We start from the raw sequence: 15849 nt of genomic DNA, 5'->3' as shown, positions 1-15849 counted from the left end.
ACACCCCTAAGCTCATTCTAAGCGGCCAGAATAAATAAACTTTTTCCATAATAAGGAGAAGAGAGGACTCAATGTTTTATAAAGCGTCCATCCCTTCCGCTCCCGTGGGGGTCGACGTCGTCGCGCATTATGAGAACAACCCTGCTCGGCTCGTACTCGTCCTCGATGTGGTAGCCGGGCAGATGCTCCACCAGCTCCTCTGCGAAGGCTTTTATCTCCTCGTGGCGGGGCATGTTGTTGATGGTGAGCCGGTTTCTTGAGAAGCCCACGAACATGTAAGCTTTTGCCTCAACGAACATCGGGCTGGCGAGCCTTATCAGCTTTGCATAGCCCTCTGGGTTGTGCATGTTCTCGCCCTTGACGAGGGTCAGCCTCACCACCGTTCTCGTGGGAAGGCCGTTCATCATTTCCAGGAATGTCTTTATCCTTTCCCAGCCGTCGGGAATCATCGGGACGTTAACGCGGTTGTAGGTCTCAAGGTCAGGGGCTGTCAGTGAGACGTAGAGCTGGGTCGGGAGCTTGTCCTCCTTTATCATCTCCTCAAGCCTCTCCGGAACCGTTCCGTTGGTGACGATGAAGGTCGTGAAGCCGCGCTTGTGGAACTCCTCGACGAGGTCGCCCATGTAGGGGTAGAGCATCGGCTCGCCCGAGAGGCTTATAGCGGCATGCTTTGGATTCCACGCCTCCTCGAACTTCTTCATGTTTATGCCCGGCATGCCTTTGTAGCCGACGAGGAGCTTCCTCTGGGCCTTTATGCTCTCCTCGACGATGAAGGCCGGGTCGTCCCACGGCTCCGGGAGCTCCGTGCCGAGGAAGCCCTCCATCGGGCGCCAGCAGAATATGCAGTTGTGGGTGCACCACGCTGTAACCGGCGTCATCTGCAGGCAGCGGTGGGAGTGTATGTTGTAGAACTTCTGCTTGTAGCAGAAGCGGTCGTGCTTTATGCTCTCCTTGAGCCAGTGACAGAGCTTCACTGAGCTGTGCCTACCCACGAGCGCGTAGTGCTGCTTCCTGAACAGTCTCGCTATCTCTTCCGGCATGTTTGGATTGGACACGAACGTTATCGCCATTAGTCTCACCTAATTCATCTCTCTGGGTTGGCTTTGGGCGAGCCTTTTAAAAAGGTGATGGGTCGGAACTGCGCAGTATTTTATCGTCGAAAAATGCTTCGTCAATCTGCGAAAGGTTTAAAAGCTGACCATCGCTTTTTCCTTCATGTTCGAGAGGATGAAACCCGAGCCGGCGCTGAATGCAAGGGGGATTAAAATCGACTTCTTTGAGGACGAGGTCGAGCAGGTGGAGAAACCCAGGGTCAAATTCCTCTTTGAGGTCAAACGCAATCACTCGGCTTAGCGTTTATAAGGACTATCTCCTCAAAAAATACATGCCTCCTAGCCGCTATTTCTCCCATTAGACCAACTTTTTCCAGGTTCCTCAGCGTTTCCTCAATCCCTGTTATCGAGCTCTGGACTATCTGAACGGTTCCGCAGGGCTTGAGATATGCTGGAACCTCCCCGATGAACCTGTCGAGGACTTCCCTTCCGGTTTCGCCGCCCACGAGTGCCAGATCTATCGGCTCCTCAGGCTCTCCGGGCAGGTAGGGAGCGTTGAAGGTTACCACGTCGAACTTGCCTTCAACGCTCTCGAAGAGGTTGCTCAAGCGGAACTCGACGTTTTTAATCCCGTTTATCCTTGCGTTCTCTCTGGCGAGCTCCACCGCGAGGGGGTTGATGTCCACACCCAAAACGAACATTGCCTTCCTTGCCATTAGGAGGGCTATAAGTCCGGTTCCGGTACCGACGTCGAGGGCCAGGTCGCCTTCCCTCACCGCGAGGTTCTCTGCCAAAAGGAACGTGTCCTCAGCGGGCTCGTAGACTTGGGGGTGGAGCTTGAGCTTGATGCCGTAGTAGACTGGCATGATGGAGGGACCTCCAATCCCTTTTTGTGGTTAACGCAGGAAGGGTAGTAGAAAAGCCGGAGGAAGGAGAAAAATCACTTCCTCTTCCACTCGGTATAGCCGCAGCGGCCGCAACTCCAGCGGTCCTTGTGCTCGGCCATAAACACTCCAGGACCGCAGCGCGGGCAGAACTTGTTCTTCCTTCTAACCTTTCCGCCCTGAACCTCGTAGAGCTTCCACTTCTGCCCCATTTCACTCCTCCTCCTTCTTAATTATTCCGTCCCTTATGAGAATGTATTCCGGCTCGATGTAGAGCATTCTCTCCTTGCTCTCGTAGGCCTTGGCGTAGCCCCTGCTGACGCGGCTACCGAAGTAGCTCCTTATGTACTGGACAACTACCGTCTCCGGGTCGAGGTCGAGCATGGCAACGAGCTTGCCCTTAACGTCGGCCCTGCTCGGCGTGGCCTCTCCCTCGTGGATGACATCGAAGTATATCTCCTTCCTTCCGAGGAGCTTGTTCTCCTTAATCTCGGTAACCTTAATCTCCATCGCGAACCACCTCCATCTTGGACATGAGCTTCCCGCACTTGAGCTTGCATTCGGGTGTTACCCTTATAAGCACTACTCCCTCATCCGGCTGGCCGTAGAGCACCAAAGTGCCCTCCGGGGCGTAGAGCACGGCCGGAATGGCCGCCAGGTCTTCCTCGCCGTTCACCTTTATGTAAACCCTCCGGCCCCTTTCGGCCAGTCCAAACCCCTTTTTGATGGCGTTTAATAAAGCTTTCGTTATTGTTCCGGGAGGGTTCTGAACCGTCATGACCACCGCGCCGGTCTCTATGTCCGGCGTGTATTCCCGCCTCTTCGTCCTGTGATCGTATATCGCCAGGCTCGGCTTTATGCCCACCTTGAGGACGTTCTCCGTGACAACGTCTCCAACGGTAACCACGTGCCGTGCCCTTTCAAGCTCTCCCTTAATCTTGAGGTACGGCTCGGGAATCTCACCCCGGACGAGCCTGCCTAGGGGCTCCTTCAGGGCTTTTCTGAGTTCGGGCGTTAGTACGAACAGCATCATCTGACCCTTATGGCGTACTTTCCGGGCACCTTGACGCCCAGCTTCTGCGCTATCCTGCTCTTCTCCGGGTCGGTGATTATAACGAGGTCGAACCATTCCTCGCTGAGGTCTCTGCTGCCGCACACGGGGCAGCGGTCCTCGGTGGTTATGTAGTGACAGTGCCTGCAGGCCCTCTCCTTAACCATCAGGCCTCAGCCTCCTTGCGCTTTTCCTTCTCTATCCAGTCCCTCTTTCCGAGTCCTGGCTGGCGCATGGTCAGGCCTATCTTGTTCTCCCTGATAACACGGCTCTTGATGCTTACCGCAATAACCCTTGCCCTAACCTCGTCACCGAGTTTGAGTATTCTCTTGGTTTCCTTGCCGAGGAACTGCTTGTTCTTCTCGTCGAAGACGACATAATCGTCCATGAGCTGGCTGATGTGGACGAGGCCATCCATCGGACCGATCCTTATGAACGCACCGTAGGGGGCGACATCGATTACCTCGCCCTCAACGACCTCGTGCATCTCGGGCTTCCAGACGAGGACGTTGAAGACGACCTCGTGGTAGGTTGCCCCGTCACCGGGCACAATGACGCCTTGGCCTATATCCTCGACGTCCATGATGGCTAGGATAACACCCTCGTCGCGGTCGTAGATGCCCTCGTAAGTCTCGCGGAGGACGAGCTTGGCAGCTTCCTTCGGATCCATCGTGAACATCTTGGGCGGTATTCTCACAACGTCCCTAATCTTGAGGAGCTTGTACATGCCTTTACCTCCCGTGGGGAATAAGGGGAAAAGAAATCACTCCTTCTTTCCGAACTTTTCCTTGTAGAGCTCGATGGCGCGGAGGATTTCCTTCTTGGCCTCCTCGGCGTTGCCCCAGCCCTCTATCTTAGTGACCTTGCCCTGGAGCTCCTTGTAGCGCTGGAAGAAGTGGGCAATCTCGTCGAGGAAGGCCTTGGGGACGTCGTCGATGTCCTTCCAGTCCTTGAAGTATGGGTCCTCGACCGGAACCGCGAGAACCTTCCAGTCTTTATCGCCGCTGTCTTCCATCTTCATTATGCCTATCGGTCTCGCCTCGATGAGCGTGAGGGGGTAAACCGGCTCGCGCATGATGACCATTATGTCGAAGGGGTCTCCGTCATCATACCAGGTCTGGGGGATTATTCCGTAGTCGACCGGATAGAAGAACGGGCTGTAGAGCACTCTATCGAGCTTTATAAGGCCGGTCTTCTTGTCGAGCTCGTACTTGTTTCTGCTTCCCTTCGGAATCTCTATGAGAGCGTAAACGACCTCTGGAACCTCCGGTCCGGGCTCAAGCTCGTGGAACGGGTTCATCTCTAACCACCTCTTACCTCTTGTAGAACTTCTAGGTTAGCCTTTCGGATAGGGCTTTTAAAGTTGTTGGTTATGAAAACCAGAAAAGGGGTTGGGAGAAGGGGAGGGCCCTCAGTTGGCTCCATCCCCTTCCTTGGGCAATGGCTTCCGGTACTCGTAGGATATTCCGTCGTCTATTATGGCAAAGACCTCATCCTCGTCGTCTATATAGTGGAGTATCGGCTTGTCCACAAGCTCGAAAGTTGTCTCCAAGTCCTTGGGGGTCTTCAGGACGACCCTCTTCTGGACCGGCCCGGGAGCGCCCTTGACTATGTACGGCTTTATCTTGGCCAGCTCGTCCTTGGGCGGCCTCGCGGTGTAAACGTAGCCCACCAGAGGTATCAGCATCAGTAGTGCCAGCAGTGTGGTCACGACTTTGGCGGTGTCCAGGTCGCTCTCAACTCCCAGAACGGTTGCACTCACTTCTTCCCGCGTCGTCTTTGTTAGTGTCCTCTTTGCACTCTTGGTGGTGTCTGTGAAGTAGTAAAGGCCCGCACCGCCGTCTCTTACGAGTTCCACTTCTTGGTCGAAGTTTTCGTTTATCGTCTTTCCTCCAACTTTCCCGGTTCCTTTAACGCTTGTCGTTATGATAACACGTCTGTTCAGCCTCTTCATTCCAAGTTCTTCCGCCACGTTTGCACTCAGCTCGTTGAGTTTGTTCATATCTAGCGTGTATTCAACCGTGAATCCACCTTCTTGGAGTTTGCCCTTCTCATCGAAAAGGGTCTCCTCCCACATGATAACTTCGTCGCTACCCTTGTTGACGTAGTAGATAACCTTCCCCGTGACCTCGTAGGTGCCACTGCTCAGCGGAGGGCCTGAACGGTACGTGTACGTCAGCAGGAACCTGTCAACCAGGGATATCGGGTACTCGTCCCTGAAAACCATGTAGCCGTAGAGTTCGTTGGGCTTGAGGTATGCGGCGTGCTTTAACTGACCCTCCTCCCTGAACGTTCCGAGCGTTTGAGTGTTCACCACGTACGGGCTTGCGCTCATGAGCTTCACCGAATAAAATCCAAACACAAGGAAGAGCACCAGGAATGCACCCAGCACATCTTTCCTCCTAATGAATCTCGAAATATCTTCTTTCTTCATCATTCACATGCCTCCATGTCAGTGTCTGATTCAAAACTTCTGTCGTTGTCTCCGAGGGCCTGAAGGTCGACGTCGGACGTGCGGCAACTGCAGCAGCCGCAACCTCCAATCTTGACGTATACATCGCATCCGTAGTATCCGCAATTATCAACGAGCGCCCTGCTGATGACCAGGGCTTTGCTTGAGTGGTGCCTGCCAGCCTCTATTCCATCAGTGTGTTCCCAGAGGTGCATTACTGCGGTCTCTCCATGCTCCAGATGCACTACCCATCTGACCTCTGTGGTGCCGTCGGGCATCGGGGTCACGGATACCGTGCCGACTGTGGAGGAATAACCGCTTACCGTGAAGTGCTCCCCCACGTACTGCCTTATCGTTAACGTCTTTTCGTCCCCACCGTTGACGATTCCGAGCACCACATGGTAATCGGCGGAGGTGTCAGGGGGTATCTTTGCTGGCCCCCAAACGTTCCTCCACATGCAGAAGTGGCAGTCGTTGCCATTGTCGCACTTTGCCGTGACGTTTATTCCGTTGCTCTTGATGTCGTATCCCACTATCTCGGCCCCTTCGTTCAGCGGGTATTCGCCGCATGAGGTGAACTCCTGCTTCCCTGCCGGGTTGAGCTTGGTGTGTATCGTCACGTCCAGATACGCGCTTCCATCGGCCGGGACCTCTACCCCCCATGTTATGTGGTGTGCCGCCCCGGTCTGTACGATGGAATACGTCCCTGCGCTTGGGACTATGGAGTCTATATCAAACTCTCCGGGAATGACGTCCTTTATCGTCAGGCTTCTTGCAACATCCGGGCTGGTTACCGTGATGCGGAAAGTCCACTGTTCGTAGGTGTGCGTTGGAACCTCAAGATCGCCGCTTATCAGTTCCTTCTCAATTGTTGGCCCGCCCCTAACGATTAGCTTTATGGAGCAGGTTTCTATGACGGCATCGCCCCCATCCCAGCGGGCGTACATGGTGATGGGAATCACATACTCGCCGGGTACAACGTCGCTTACGCTCACGTGCCCGGAGAAGGTGTATTCCTCCTCTGATGCTATCATCCTCTCGGTTCCGTCTTCTGTTTCTATAAACATGTCAACGTTGCCCGGCAAGCTTGAATAATCCGGGTCGAGACGTATCCAGACATCTTTCAGCTCGTTCAGATAGTTCCTGACTGTCAGTGCATCAAAGTCGGTTTCGCTGTGGGGACTGACCTCTACAACTGCGGCGTAGCCGTCTTCGCAGTCAAAGCCTAGGTATTCTTTGTCATGAGGAACAACCGCGACCTTAACCTCTCTCGATGCTTCAAAGCTTACAAAAGTCCCACTGGAGCCTACGAGAATCAGCGATGCCAGTGCAAGTGTTACGATGATTGAGAATAGAGCCCTCATATCCTAAACACCTCCGTAATTCCTCTTAGGGAGGAAGTCCTTTTTCTCCTGATTCTAAGCACGTCTTCGTTTCCAATGCCTGAGACCAAGTAGAGAGCCCAGAGGAATACGGAGACCTCCAGTAAAATCGCCATGAGCGGCACCATTGGATGGATACTGTAGAGGCTCCCCATGACCGATGCCGGCAGAAGGGGCATGTATGCGTTGACCTTAACCTTGGTCGAATACATTGATGTAACTTCCGGGGCTTGCAGCATTACCGTGAGCCCCTGTTCTTCTCCTCCATTGAGCTTGAATTCCTCAGTAGAAATGTGTGTAACGGGGTAGCTCGCAGAAACGTAGTACAGCATCGGATAGAAGTTGTTGTTCTTTATAGTCAGCTCGCGCTGGAATTCCTCCCCCGGCAGATACCAGTCTTCCCTCAAGCCGCCCGCGGATGTTACGGCATAGTCTATCGGGATTACCTCCCAGGAAACAAACATTGAGATTGCCACCATTACTAGGAGGAAGACTGAAGCCAGAAGGTAAATGGTTTTGAACTTCACTGCAAAGATTCTCTTCTTTTTCTTTCTCAGCTTTGAGGCTTCCTCACTACTAAATGCTACGATCCCAATAATGATTAAGAGCCCCGAAACTAGTATCTTGCCACGGTCTGAGAGGCTGTTCCCGAGGTAATTGCCGATTTTTGGTATCTTTATTGGGATTTCGCCGATAGTTATCACAGTGCCTGCTATCCTTTCCTTTGGTATTGGGGCGATATTGTGGCTCTGTTGGTCCGTTGCGATGTTGTTGTCGCCCTTAGTTATATATCCCTCTTCGGTTATGGCAAATACCCTGTGTACTGTCCAGACACTTCCGGTTCGGAATACTATTATGTCACCTACGTCCGGATCTCTCGCAAGGGGGTTTATGAAGAAGACGTCTCCCTTACCTATGGACGGTTTCATGCTTTCCGAATAAGCGTAGGACATGAAAACCGGCCTGTCCAGCAGAATTCCCATCAGAGAGCCTATAACCAGAACTCCGATGATTGCCAGGAGGGTGTACTCAATTACATTCTTCATCCGCAGCTTCCTCCCCAGGCTTCTATTAGCATCATTTCGGTGTAGTCTCCAACGGCCAGCCCGTGGGTGTCTATTCTCATCCCAACGCCCGCGCTGTCATTGGCATGGAGAGTTATCTCAACCACATCACTCCAGCTTCCGTCAAAGTCTCCGATGAAAAACCCCATCATTGGTGTCTCTGAGCTAACTCTCACGCATATCTCTTTATAACCCGTCTCACTCTGGTTGTTCTCAATCAGAAAAGCATTCTCGAAGACATACACACTCTCAACGCTCAAGCCATCTCCCTCTCCTGGATAGAATGGGTTGTTCGGGGATATATCCACGACAAGAACACCATCCTCTGAATAAGCATATGGGGGAATGGGACTTTCTATTGAAACATTTCCTTCCTCTGGAGTCGCATATACAACTGTGATCGGGTCCGAGGGATACAATCCCCTGACCCCTATGAGCAGGATAATAAGTATCCCAATGCCAACAATGATCTTAGTCTTTGTTCCCATTTCTCTTCCCCCGAATAATTATGAAGAAAGGAGCAAACGCTCCAGAAAGAAATCGTACTCACTCCTCCTCACATACTCCAGCTTCGGCGTAGAACTGAAGCTGGCCGTCGATGGCGTCGCCCTCTTCAAGGTCAGTGCTGTCGAGGATCATGCCGATCTTGACAACCTCCCCTGGCATTATAGTAACGTCGAGGGTTGTCTCGCCTTCCTGGCCGGTGTAGTCTCCCACGAAGAACCTAACGCCGCCGTCTCCACTGTAGGTTATGTGCATACAGATCGGAGTGCCTTCCCAAAGGTCGTTGCTGACTCCGAAGACTTCCTCAAAGACGTAGGTGCTGTTCGGGCTGACACCTTTGCCTGGGGTGAACTCCTCATTAACAAGCTCCCACCACTTGGGGTTGTTCTGGCTTAGGTCTATGACGAGCATTCCGTTGTCGCTTATGTAGGCGTAGGGCTGGAGTGGCCTGAGGTCAATGAGCTCGTTGTCGTCGGGAACAACGGCAATGTGGACATTCCTGTCAGCTTCAAAGTACGCGAAGTGGGCGCTGCTGGCTGCAACTGCAACGAGTAGACCGATCATTAGTGCAAAGAGTCCAATGATCTTTCTCATTTCAGACACCTCCGCACACAAACGGTGCCTCGTCGGCAGGCCATGCTTTGATGGTTATGTTAACGTCGTACTCACCCAGGGTGTTCGGAGCTGCGAGCTCCATGCCGATACCGAGCGCCTCTCCGGGGTCAAGGTAGAAGCAGACGTCTCCCGAGGCGGTGTCTGAGTTGTAGGGCTGTCCAAAGCCGTTGGTGTAGTACATGTTCCCAGTATCGTCATAGAATGAGACTATGCCTGGGTCCGAGGATACTATCCTAACGACTATGGTCTCCTGCTCCCAGAGGTGGTTGCTAACGTTGAAAACGTGGTCAAAGTTGTACCTGCTCTGCGGGCTCAAGCCGAGTCCTCTGTAGGGCATGTCTTCCATCCACCAGCTCTCATTTTCCCATCCTGGCCACTTAGGGTTGTTCATAGAGAAGTCAATAACAAGTTGCCCTCCATCGTTAAGGTACGTATAGGGCTGGACCGGGGTCAGGTCGATGAGCTCCGCGTCGTCTGCGACGACGGCAATATGGGTGCTCCTCTGTGACCTGTAGTCCCTGAAGGTCGCGCTTGTGCCCAAAGCAAAGGCCGCTGCGATCATCAGCCCTAGCATACCGAGGGCCAAAATTTTCTTCATGGTACATTCCTCCATATTTTCCAAACCGACACCCTAGGCGAAGGCCATCATGGGGATGCCTCACTGTTTATTAGTGAAGTCAACCTATATAGTAAATTCCGGCTTACTGGGTGGTAATCCCTCATTACCGGGGATAAAAAGGCCCAGTTTGATTAGAAGAGGCAAGTTGTAGCGTGATTAAGCTAAAACAGCCTCTTTACTCGGTTGTGGTGTATCAGGCTTATGACCAGATACACGATGGCAGCCAGCAATAAGGGCATGCTGCCCAGGTACCATCCTGCTATGATGAATATTAACGACGTTCCCATGTAGAAGGTGCTCCAGCTTATATCGTGCTTGTTGACTACCTCCATGTAGACGGTAACATCGTCCGGAATCTTCAGGAGCGTGACGATGCCGTGGTTGAAGGTTATGACACCCTCCCTTTCCAGTTTGGGGATGTGCGTCTGAACCAGGCTGACGTAGACGCTTTTCCTGTGCTTCCGATCCGTGTCTCCTTCCCTTTCGGCTATGTACTCAACAAGCTCCCTAAGCTCTGCTTGCCCCTCTTTCTCCTTGAGATACTCTATCATCAACATTCTCCTGTCGTTTCCGAGTATCGTGGTTGTCGCGCCCATGGCTCATCTCAACCTGTAATGCTTTCTCTTATTCCCGTTGGTGTAGAACGCTTCCACTTTCTTCTGCTCCACCAGTTTCCTGAGGGTCCTCTCAACCTTCTGCCTCGTGCAGAAAATGCCTCTCTCGTTGAGGAACCGCGTCAGAAAAGCGACACTGAGTGATCCGTGGACCCTAAGGAGGTTCATAATCTCACCCTCCAGGTTAACTACGTTGCTCACATCCTCACCCCCTCCGTGTTAAGCAATGCATATGTAACATCACTTTAATCTTGGCGGCATAGTATTTAAAAGTTCCTAAAAAGTCTGATTTCGGAATTTTGAGATGTTTTATTATCATTCCTGGCTAAATCTCTCATTTCTGAAATGAATCTCAAAAATACTCCCGTTATCTCTTTGTTCTCCGGCGAGCCCTTTCAGTTTTATTGTATATTATGCAGAATATTGTAAAAAATACAACAGTATCTTGGAGAAATTCCATAGAGCGTTGGGATATTGAACCCTGCACGGTAGTGATGAGGTAGCTTGGAGAACCAATGGGATACGTTTTGAGGTGTAATGTGTGGTTTGAAACACAAATCTAAGATGAAGAAGATAGTGGGGTTCGAGGGTCTGGAGCCCAGTTGAATGGTAGCCCCGCGGGGATTCGAACCCCGGTCGCGGGATCCAGAGTCCCGCATGCTTGGCCGCTACACCACGGGGCTGTGCCCGTTGATAGGTTAAGGGGTGGATTTATAAATTTTACCGTTTGAGTCCTCGGTTCAGATGGAATTTAGGCGGTGAAAACAAGTGAGTCCAGCAATTTGTTCAGGAGCCACAAACTTTGATGAAACTTTTGCCAAGCAAAAGTTTCTAATGGTGGGGCCGCCGAGATTTGAACTCGGGTCCCCGGCTCCCGAAGCCGGAAGGATAGGCCAAGCTACCCCACGGCCCCATGCCCGCTGATAAGCGCAGTCGCAGGACTTATAAAGTTTACGGAACAGTTGATTGGGGTGGAGGGAAGCCCCTTGAGAATCAGCGTGATAGTTCCTACCTACAACGAAAGGGAGAACCTTGAGGAGCTCTTCGATAGAATCAGCAGGGCGCTTGATGGTTACGATTACGAGATAATAATTGTCGACGATGATTCCCCCGACGGAACCTGGGAGTTTGCCCAGCGGCTGGGTGAGAGGTACCCCGTCAGGGTGATACGCCGTACCCGGGAGAGGGGCCTCTCCTCTGCCGTTATAAGGGGCTTTAAAGAGGCCTCTGGCGATGTCTTTGTTGTCATGGACGCCGATCTTCAGCATCCCCCGGAGGTTATTCCCGAGCTCCTGAAGGCCATCGAAGACGGTGCCGATGTGGCCATCGCAAGCAGGTACGTCCCGAGGGGAGGCGTGAGGAACTGGTACTGGTACAGAAAGCTAATCTCCAAGGGTGCGATAATGATAGGTCGCCTCGCACTGCCCAAAATAAGGGATGTTAAAGACCCCGTGAGCGGCTTCTTTGCCCTCAAACGGCAGGTCGTTGAGGGTGTGAACCTGAATCCGGTTGGCTTCAAAATTCTGATGGAGATTCTCATCAAGGGTAAGTACAAAAGAGTCGCAGAGGTTCCGTTCACCTTCGGTCTCCGGAAGGCCGGCGAGAGCAAGCTCGGTACCAAGACCATGCTGAACTACCTCAGGCACGTTTACAGGCTCATGCGCTGGGAGGGAGAGCTGGACAGGCTCCTCAAATTCACCCTCGTTGGCCTCTCAGGCGTTTTCGTCAACGAGGGTTTTCTGTGGCTCTTTGTCTCAGGCTTTGGCTGGGATAAGATACTCGCCAACGTTCCGGCGACCGAGCTGGCAATACTGAACAACTTCACATGGAACGACCTCTGGACGTTCAGAGACCTCAAGAAAAAACCCCTCTGGCGGAGGCTCCTCACGTTTCACATAGCGGCTTTGACTGGTGCAGTTGTCCAGTGGCTCATTTACGCCGGCCTCGTTTACCTGGGGCTGTACTATCTCATCGCCAACCTGATCGGCATAGTAGTTTCGTTCGTCGTGCGCTTCCTCGTCAACAGACACGTGACCTGGGGTTAGTGCAACTCTCTCCGATTTCAAGGGGGTCTTTCGGCTCGGCATCACGACAGGGTGGAGCGGCCAGTTCCGGAAGCCCTCAAAGTGACCGTAAGCAGAGGTGAAAACACGTCTGCTTCTTTTCGTTTTGGGTGATGGAATTTGAACCTTCCCTGTGCCACTCAGTTACGTCATGATTCAAACCGCTTCTCATATTGTCGGTTCATATGGACATCAATGGACACTTCAACCTTAAATACCCTGGGAACGTTTATGTAGTACGGAGGGAGTGATCATGTACGTAGGGGAACTCCTCAAGAGTCTTGACAGGGTTTCAACCGGCGTTCCGGGGCTCGACGATTTAATCGGTGGGGGCTTTATTCCAGGGAGAGTGTACCTGATCGTTGGCCCCCCTGGGAGTGGAAAAACGACCTTCGGAATTCAGTTTTTGATTGAGGGCGCCAAAAACGAGGAGAAGGGGCTGTTCATATCCCTTCTGGAGCACCCAAAGATAATAACCCAGGACATGCTCCGCTACAACTTCGGCCTTCTGACCCACCTCAAGTCGAAGAGGATACTCTTCTACGACATGGGAGAGAGCATCTTCGGCGCCGGAAGGAGGTTCACCTGGAGCGAGATATTTGAGAACATACTCAGGATCATCGAGGCAGAGGGCGTCAAGAGGGTGGTTATAGACTCGTTCACGTCCTTGGAGTACTCGGTTCTCGACCCCGAACACAAGAGGATGGCACTGGGCAGGTTCATAAGAAAGCTCCACGAGAGAGGAGTTACGTGCCTCATAGTGGCGGAGATGATGAGTTCCGAGAACTACACTGAGGACTACTACCTTACTGACGGCGTTATAGTCCTCCACCACTTCATGAGGAACTATCAGATGGTCAGGGCCCTTCAGGTTCTGAAGATGCATGGTGTTGCCCACGACAGCAACCTCAAGAAGCTCCGCTTCACCGAGGAGGGCCTCAGGGTTTATCCAGAGGCACCGTTCTGAGGTGAAAGCATGGAAGATGTTAAAAGACTCGTCCAGGAGGCCTACGAGTTCGGCTACTTCGTGGGCTACAAGGGCCACAGTGAATGGGCGGAGTGGGTTCGTGAGCGCAGAGAGAGGCTCTACGCGAGAGCCCAGGAGCTTGGTGTCTATGAGCTTGTCAAGAATGCCTACAACCGTGGAAAGCTGGAGGGGGCAAAGAAGAGGGAGGAGGAGATAAGGAAGGGACTCGGAAAGGAAACCGCCGGTGAGGAGCGTCCAAGGCCCAGGGTATCTCCGGAGGAAGCTGAAGAGACGATTGAAGCCCCTGATGTGGAGTTCGTCCGTTTCCTTGAGAGCACGCGGCTTCTTCTTCCACCCGATCTCCTGGACACTCTGAAGCATCTGAAGCCGCCGAGGATGCTTCACCTTGGACGTTGATTTCCCTTTTCTGTGCGAGCACCTTAAATATCCTTTAAAGAACTATGCTTGGGGATAATTATGAGGCGCTTTTTAAAGGAAGCCGAGGTGTTTGACCCTTTAAACGTTCTGCACTACATAGCCGAGATAAGCCAGTTCCACAGGATACAGGGCTCGAAGGAACTCCCTGAGGCCGTTCGCTTCATCCGCGAAGAGCTGAGGATATGGGGGATCAGCGCGGAGCTTTACGAGGAATTCTACGACGGAAAGAGCTGGTTCCTGACACTGAAGTCCCCCATAGCCTGGGACTTAGTGCACGGAAGGGTGGAGATTCTGGGGAAAACCCTGACGACATCCATGAGCCCCCTCGTAGTCATGGCGCACTCGCCTGGAGGAAAGGCCGAGGGCGAGGTCGTCCACATAGCCCGCGAGGAAGACTGGAAGAGCGTGGAGGGAAAGATAGTTCTGGTTGGTGGGGACTGGCGCGACTCGTACAGGAAGGCCAACGAGGCGGGGGCGATTGGCTTCATTGCATACCGTGAGGGAACAGGGGATGCGATTCCCTACATCGGGCTTTTCCTCTCCAAGGACGACCTGGAATGGGCGAGAATTCCCGCCGTTGCCGTTCCTGAAAGTCTGGCAAAGGAGGTCGTGGGGAAGCTGAACTCCGGGGAGAAAGTCGAGGCGAGGATTGAAGTTGAGACCCAGATAAACGAGCGCCAGGTTCTGCCGATTCTCTATGCTGAGGTAGGGAAGGAACCCTTCATCCTCTTCACTGCCCATATATGCCATCCAAAGCCCGGTGCCAACGACAACGCCAGCGGCAGTGCGATGCTTATGGAACTCGCAAGGGTTCTGGGGAGGCTCTACGACGAATCCTTCCGGTTTGGGTTTGCCTTCCTGTGGGTTCCTGAGTACTACGGAACCCAGGCCTTTGTGGAGAACTACGCGGGGCTGGACAGGTACTACGCCGTTATAAACCTTGACATGGTTGCCGGGAGCGAGGACAGAGCGGGTTCAACGATAATGCTTGTGAGAACGCCTCTGTCAAGGTTCTCGGTGGTTTCTGGCGTCCTTGAGTACTTCCTCGAACTTTCCAACTCCTCAGGAAAGAGTTTCTCTGGAAGCCCGATGCCACGCTTAAAGCTCAAGAGCTACCCCTACGAGATGGGAAGTGACCACGACGTCTTTAACTTCTTCGGCGTTCCCGCCGTGATGCCGATAACCTGGCCAGACCGCTTCTATCACTCCAGCGAGGACACCGTTGAGAAAGTCAGCAAAGCCAGTATTGAGGTTATCGGGAAGGCAGTCCTGGCTACTGCACTTGCCCTTGCCAAGGCCCGGAGCGATGAACTCCAGCGCTTTGCGCGCGGATACGCCATGAAGTACCTCGGCGAACTTTCCCGTGAGAGGGACACAGAACACGCGGAAAAGCTGGTCATGATGGGCCTGGCCAGGGACTCGCACTTCCTGGGCATCGAGAGCGGCCATCCCTTTGAGAAGAGGCCCTGGATGCGCTGGGTCAGGAAGGGAAGGGTCTCCGGTGAGCTCATCAAGAGCATCGATGAAAAGGCCTACGAGGAGTTCAAAGGGCTGACAAGGGACAGGAAGACACTCGTACACCTCCACGAGCTTCTAATGCTTGGCGAGCTTCTTCCAAAGGACGACGCCATACGCGCGCTGGAGGAGGAGTTCGGAGAAGTTGAAGAGGAGAAGCTGGAAAAGCTCTTGGCCCTGCTGGAGAAGACGGGGATTATAGAGGCTCTTTAGTTCCTCTGTTTAGAGGTGTTTTTCAGCTCCTTTTCGATTTCGTTTATCCTCTTTATCAGGTTCTCCTTCAGGTGCTCCAGGACCTCACTTGGCGAAACCGCTGTGTATACGTAGCCCAGCCAGCCCTGTTCGATGAGTTTCCTCCTAAGTATTCCTTTCCGGTACAGGCTCAGAACGTGCTCCCTCACCGAGCGCTCGCTTATGCCGAGCTCTTTCTGTATCTCTGTTATCCTCATGGGTTCGCTCTTTTCGAGGAGGAGGCGGTATATCCTCAGCTCGGTCTTCTTGACCCCAAGTGAACGCAGCAGTGCCTCAAGCCTCTCGTAGACGTCGCTCATCTCTGGCTCACCTGATATACTTTTATCCCACCTATGAAGTATTCCCTTCATACCTTAATAAACTTTCCCCGCGAGCGG

General features: G+C 52.9%; 22 protein-coding genes and 2 tRNA genes. 5 read left to right on the top strand and 19 right to left on the bottom strand.

What is annotated here, in order from left to right:
- Positions 1–68: 68 nt before the first annotated feature.
- Positions 69–1070 (bottom strand): 4-demethylwyosine synthase TYW1, encoded by a 1002-nt coding sequence (gene twy1, locus E3E37_RS10020; RefSeq protein WP_167717036.1) that lies wholly within the window; start codon positions 1068–1070, stop codon positions 69–71.
- A gap of 145 nt (positions 1071–1215) precedes the next feature.
- Between twy1 and E3E37_RS10015 the strand changes: the two genes are divergently transcribed.
- Entirely contained in the window at positions 1216–1353 is a 138-nt protein-coding gene (locus tag E3E37_RS10015) for a hypothetical protein (protein WP_167717034.1), read from the top strand.
- On the opposite strand, the gene E3E37_RS10010 is transcribed toward E3E37_RS10015, so the two are convergent.
- From E3E37_RS10010 to E3E37_RS09930, 17 genes are all read right to left on the bottom strand, one after another.
- A complete protein-coding gene (locus E3E37_RS10010; RefSeq protein WP_167717031.1) occupies positions 1331–1918 on the bottom strand; it encodes a HemK2/MTQ2 family protein methyltransferase in 588 nt (195 codons plus the stop codon). The two genes, E3E37_RS10015 and E3E37_RS10010, sit on opposite strands and share 23 nt — an antisense overlap.
- Before the next feature lie 74 nt (positions 1919–1992).
- Positions 1993–2148 carry a 30S ribosomal protein S27ae gene (locus E3E37_RS10005; protein WP_167717029.1) on the bottom strand — a complete coding sequence of 52 codons (156 nt, stop codon included), beginning with the start codon at positions 2146–2148 and terminating at the stop codon, positions 1993–1995.
- A gap of 1 nt (position 2149) precedes the next feature.
- On the bottom strand, positions 2150–2446 hold the full coding sequence (locus E3E37_RS10000; protein WP_167717027.1) for a 30S ribosomal protein S24e: 297 nt from the start codon (positions 2444–2446) through the stop codon (positions 2150–2152).
- Complete coding sequence (locus tag E3E37_RS09995; RefSeq protein ID WP_167717025.1) at positions 2436–2969, bottom strand: GTP-dependent dephospho-CoA kinase; 534 nt, start codon at positions 2967–2969, stop codon at positions 2436–2438. The genes E3E37_RS10000 and E3E37_RS09995 overlap by 11 nt, the downstream gene beginning before the upstream one ends.
- Positions 2966–3154 carry a transcription elongation factor subunit Spt4 gene (gene spt4 / locus E3E37_RS09990; protein WP_088863928.1) on the bottom strand — a complete coding sequence of 63 codons (189 nt, stop codon included), beginning with the start codon at positions 3152–3154 and terminating at the stop codon, positions 2966–2968. Before spt4 ends, E3E37_RS09995 begins: the two co-directional genes overlap by 4 nt.
- Positions 3154–3714 (bottom strand): DNA-directed RNA polymerase, encoded by a 561-nt coding sequence (locus E3E37_RS09985; protein ID WP_088863929.1) that lies wholly within the window; start codon positions 3712–3714, stop codon positions 3154–3156. Before E3E37_RS09985 ends, spt4 begins: the two co-directional genes overlap by 1 nt.
- Before the next feature lie 36 nt (positions 3715–3750).
- Positions 3751–4287: an inorganic diphosphatase gene (locus E3E37_RS09980; RefSeq protein WP_088858767.1), complete on the bottom strand. Its 537-nt coding sequence runs from the start codon at positions 4285–4287 to the stop codon at positions 3751–3753.
- 111 nt (positions 4288–4398) lie between these two features.
- Positions 4399–5424: a DUF5305 family protein gene (locus tag E3E37_RS09975; RefSeq protein ID WP_240921973.1), complete on the bottom strand. Its 1026-nt coding sequence runs from the start codon at positions 5422–5424 to the stop codon at positions 4399–4401.
- Positions 5421–6803, bottom strand: coding sequence for a hypothetical protein (locus E3E37_RS11570; protein ID WP_206204092.1), 1383 nt, complete (start codon positions 6801–6803; stop codon positions 5421–5423). Before E3E37_RS11570 ends, E3E37_RS09975 begins: the two co-directional genes overlap by 4 nt.
- Entirely contained in the window at positions 6800–7867 is a 1068-nt protein-coding gene (locus E3E37_RS09965; RefSeq protein WP_167717023.1) for a signal peptidase I, read from the bottom strand. The genes E3E37_RS11570 and E3E37_RS09965 overlap by 4 nt, the downstream gene beginning before the upstream one ends.
- Positions 7864–8373: a DUF1102 domain-containing protein gene (locus E3E37_RS09960; protein WP_167717021.1), complete on the bottom strand. Its 510-nt coding sequence runs from the start codon at positions 8371–8373 to the stop codon at positions 7864–7866. Before E3E37_RS09960 ends, E3E37_RS09965 begins: the two co-directional genes overlap by 4 nt.
- A 58-nt stretch (positions 8374–8431) precedes the next feature.
- Complete coding sequence (locus tag E3E37_RS09955; protein WP_167717019.1) at positions 8432–8983, bottom strand: DUF1102 domain-containing protein; 552 nt, start codon at positions 8981–8983, stop codon at positions 8432–8434.
- 1 nt (position 8984) lies between these two features.
- Positions 8985–9566: a DUF1102 domain-containing protein gene (locus tag E3E37_RS09950; RefSeq protein ID WP_240921974.1), complete on the bottom strand. Its 582-nt coding sequence runs from the start codon at positions 9564–9566 to the stop codon at positions 8985–8987.
- A gap of 218 nt (positions 9567–9784) precedes the next feature.
- Positions 9785–10219 (bottom strand): hypothetical protein, encoded by a 435-nt coding sequence (locus E3E37_RS09945; protein WP_167717017.1) that lies wholly within the window; start codon positions 10217–10219, stop codon positions 9785–9787.
- A gap of 3 nt (positions 10220–10222) precedes the next feature.
- Positions 10223–10438, bottom strand: coding sequence for a hypothetical protein (locus tag E3E37_RS09940; RefSeq protein ID WP_088863936.1), 216 nt, complete (start codon positions 10436–10438; stop codon positions 10223–10225).
- Positions 10439–10844: 406 nt separating this feature from the next.
- Positions 10845–10920, bottom strand: a tRNA-Gln gene (locus E3E37_RS09935).
- 152 nt (positions 10921–11072) lie between these two features.
- A tRNA-Pro gene (locus E3E37_RS09930) sits at positions 11073–11150 on the bottom strand.
- A gap of 73 nt (positions 11151–11223) precedes the next feature.
- Here E3E37_RS09930 and E3E37_RS09925 point away from each other — a divergent pair.
- From E3E37_RS09925 to E3E37_RS09910, 4 genes are all read left to right on the top strand, one after another.
- On the top strand, positions 11224–12282 hold the full coding sequence (locus tag E3E37_RS09925; protein WP_167717205.1) for a glycosyltransferase: 1059 nt from the start codon (positions 11224–11226) through the stop codon (positions 12280–12282).
- A 271-nt stretch (positions 12283–12553) separates the two neighbouring features.
- On the top strand, positions 12554–13267 hold the full coding sequence (locus tag E3E37_RS09920; protein WP_088863937.1) for an ATPase domain-containing protein: 714 nt from the start codon (positions 12554–12556) through the stop codon (positions 13265–13267).
- 9 nt (positions 13268–13276) lie between these two features.
- On the top strand, positions 13277–13684 hold the full coding sequence (locus tag E3E37_RS09915) for a hypothetical protein (protein WP_167717014.1): 408 nt from the start codon (positions 13277–13279) through the stop codon (positions 13682–13684).
- A 60-nt stretch (positions 13685–13744) separates the two neighbouring features.
- Positions 13745–15433, top strand: a complete 1689-nt coding sequence (locus E3E37_RS09910; RefSeq protein WP_167717012.1) for a DUF4910 domain-containing protein — start codon at positions 13745–13747, stop codon at positions 15431–15433.
- On the opposite strand, the gene E3E37_RS09905 is transcribed toward E3E37_RS09910, so the two are convergent.
- The gene (locus E3E37_RS09905) at positions 15430–15771 is read right to left on the bottom strand and encodes a transcriptional regulator (RefSeq protein WP_088863940.1); all 342 of its coding nucleotides are present in this window, start codon (positions 15769–15771) and stop codon (positions 15430–15432) included. The two genes, E3E37_RS09910 and E3E37_RS09905, sit on opposite strands and share 4 nt — an antisense overlap.
- Between the last annotated feature and the right edge of the window lie 78 nt (positions 15772–15849).

It is taken from the genome of Thermococcus sp. ES12 (genome assembly GCF_012027515.1).
Classification (GTDB): domain Archaea; phylum Methanobacteriota_B; class Thermococci; order Thermococcales; family Thermococcaceae; genus Thermococcus; species Thermococcus barossii.
Note: the sequence above shows the minus strand (reverse complement) of the source record. Positions and strands in the feature narration are given on the sequence as shown.

Coding starts and splice junctions, on each gene's coding strand:
- twy1 (WP_167717036.1), bottom strand. CDS start 1,070: ATGGCGATAACGTTCGTGTCCAATCCAAACATGCCGGAAGAGATAGCG.
- E3E37_RS10015 (WP_167717034.1), top strand. CDS start 1,216: ATGTTCGAGAGGATGAAACCCGAGCCGGCGCTGAATGCAAGGGGGATT.
- E3E37_RS10010 (WP_167717031.1), bottom strand. CDS start 1,918: ATGCCAGTCTACTACGGCATCAAGCTCAAGCTCCACCCCCAAGTCTAC.
- E3E37_RS10005 (WP_167717029.1), bottom strand. CDS start 2,148: ATGGGGCAGAAGTGGAAGCTCTACGAGGTTCAGGGCGGAAAGGTTAGA.
- E3E37_RS10000 (WP_167717027.1), bottom strand. CDS start 2,446: ATGGAGATTAAGGTTACCGAGATTAAGGAGAACAAGCTCCTCGGAAGG.
- E3E37_RS09995 (WP_167717025.1), bottom strand. CDS start 2,969: ATGATGCTGTTCGTACTAACGCCCGAACTCAGAAAAGCCCTGAAGGAG.
- spt4 (WP_088863928.1), bottom strand. CDS start 3,154: ATGGTTAAGGAGAGGGCCTGCAGGCACTGTCACTACATAACCACCGAG.
- E3E37_RS09985 (WP_088863929.1), bottom strand. CDS start 3,714: ATGTACAAGCTCCTCAAGATTAGGGACGTTGTGAGAATACCGCCCAAG.
- E3E37_RS09980 (WP_088858767.1), bottom strand. CDS start 4,287: ATGAACCCGTTCCACGAGCTTGAGCCCGGACCGGAGGTTCCAGAGGTC.
- E3E37_RS09975 (WP_240921973.1), bottom strand. CDS start 5,424: ATGATGAAGAAAGAAGATATTTCGAGATTCATTAGGAGGAAAGATGTG.
- E3E37_RS11570 (WP_206204092.1), bottom strand. CDS start 6,803: ATGAGGGCTCTATTCTCAATCATCGTAACACTTGCACTGGCATCGCTG.
- E3E37_RS09965 (WP_167717023.1), bottom strand. CDS start 7,867: ATGAAGAATGTAATTGAGTACACCCTCCTGGCAATCATCGGAGTTCTG.
- E3E37_RS09960 (WP_167717021.1), bottom strand. CDS start 8,373: ATGGGAACAAAGACTAAGATCATTGTTGGCATTGGGATACTTATTATC.
- E3E37_RS09955 (WP_167717019.1), bottom strand. CDS start 8,983: ATGAGAAAGATCATTGGACTCTTTGCACTAATGATCGGTCTACTCGTT.
- E3E37_RS09950 (WP_240921974.1), bottom strand. CDS start 9,566: ATGATCGCAGCGGCCTTTGCTTTGGGCACAAGCGCGACCTTCAGGGAC.
- E3E37_RS09945 (WP_167717017.1), bottom strand. CDS start 10,219: ATGGGCGCGACAACCACGATACTCGGAAACGACAGGAGAATGTTGATG.
- E3E37_RS09920 (WP_088863937.1), top strand. CDS start 12,554: ATGTACGTAGGGGAACTCCTCAAGAGTCTTGACAGGGTTTCAACCGGC.
- E3E37_RS09915 (WP_167717014.1), top strand. CDS start 13,277: ATGGAAGATGTTAAAAGACTCGTCCAGGAGGCCTACGAGTTCGGCTAC.
- E3E37_RS09910 (WP_167717012.1), top strand. CDS start 13,745: ATGAGGCGCTTTTTAAAGGAAGCCGAGGTGTTTGACCCTTTAAACGTT.
- E3E37_RS09905 (WP_088863940.1), bottom strand. CDS start 15,771: ATGAGCGACGTCTACGAGAGGCTTGAGGCACTGCTGCGTTCACTTGGG.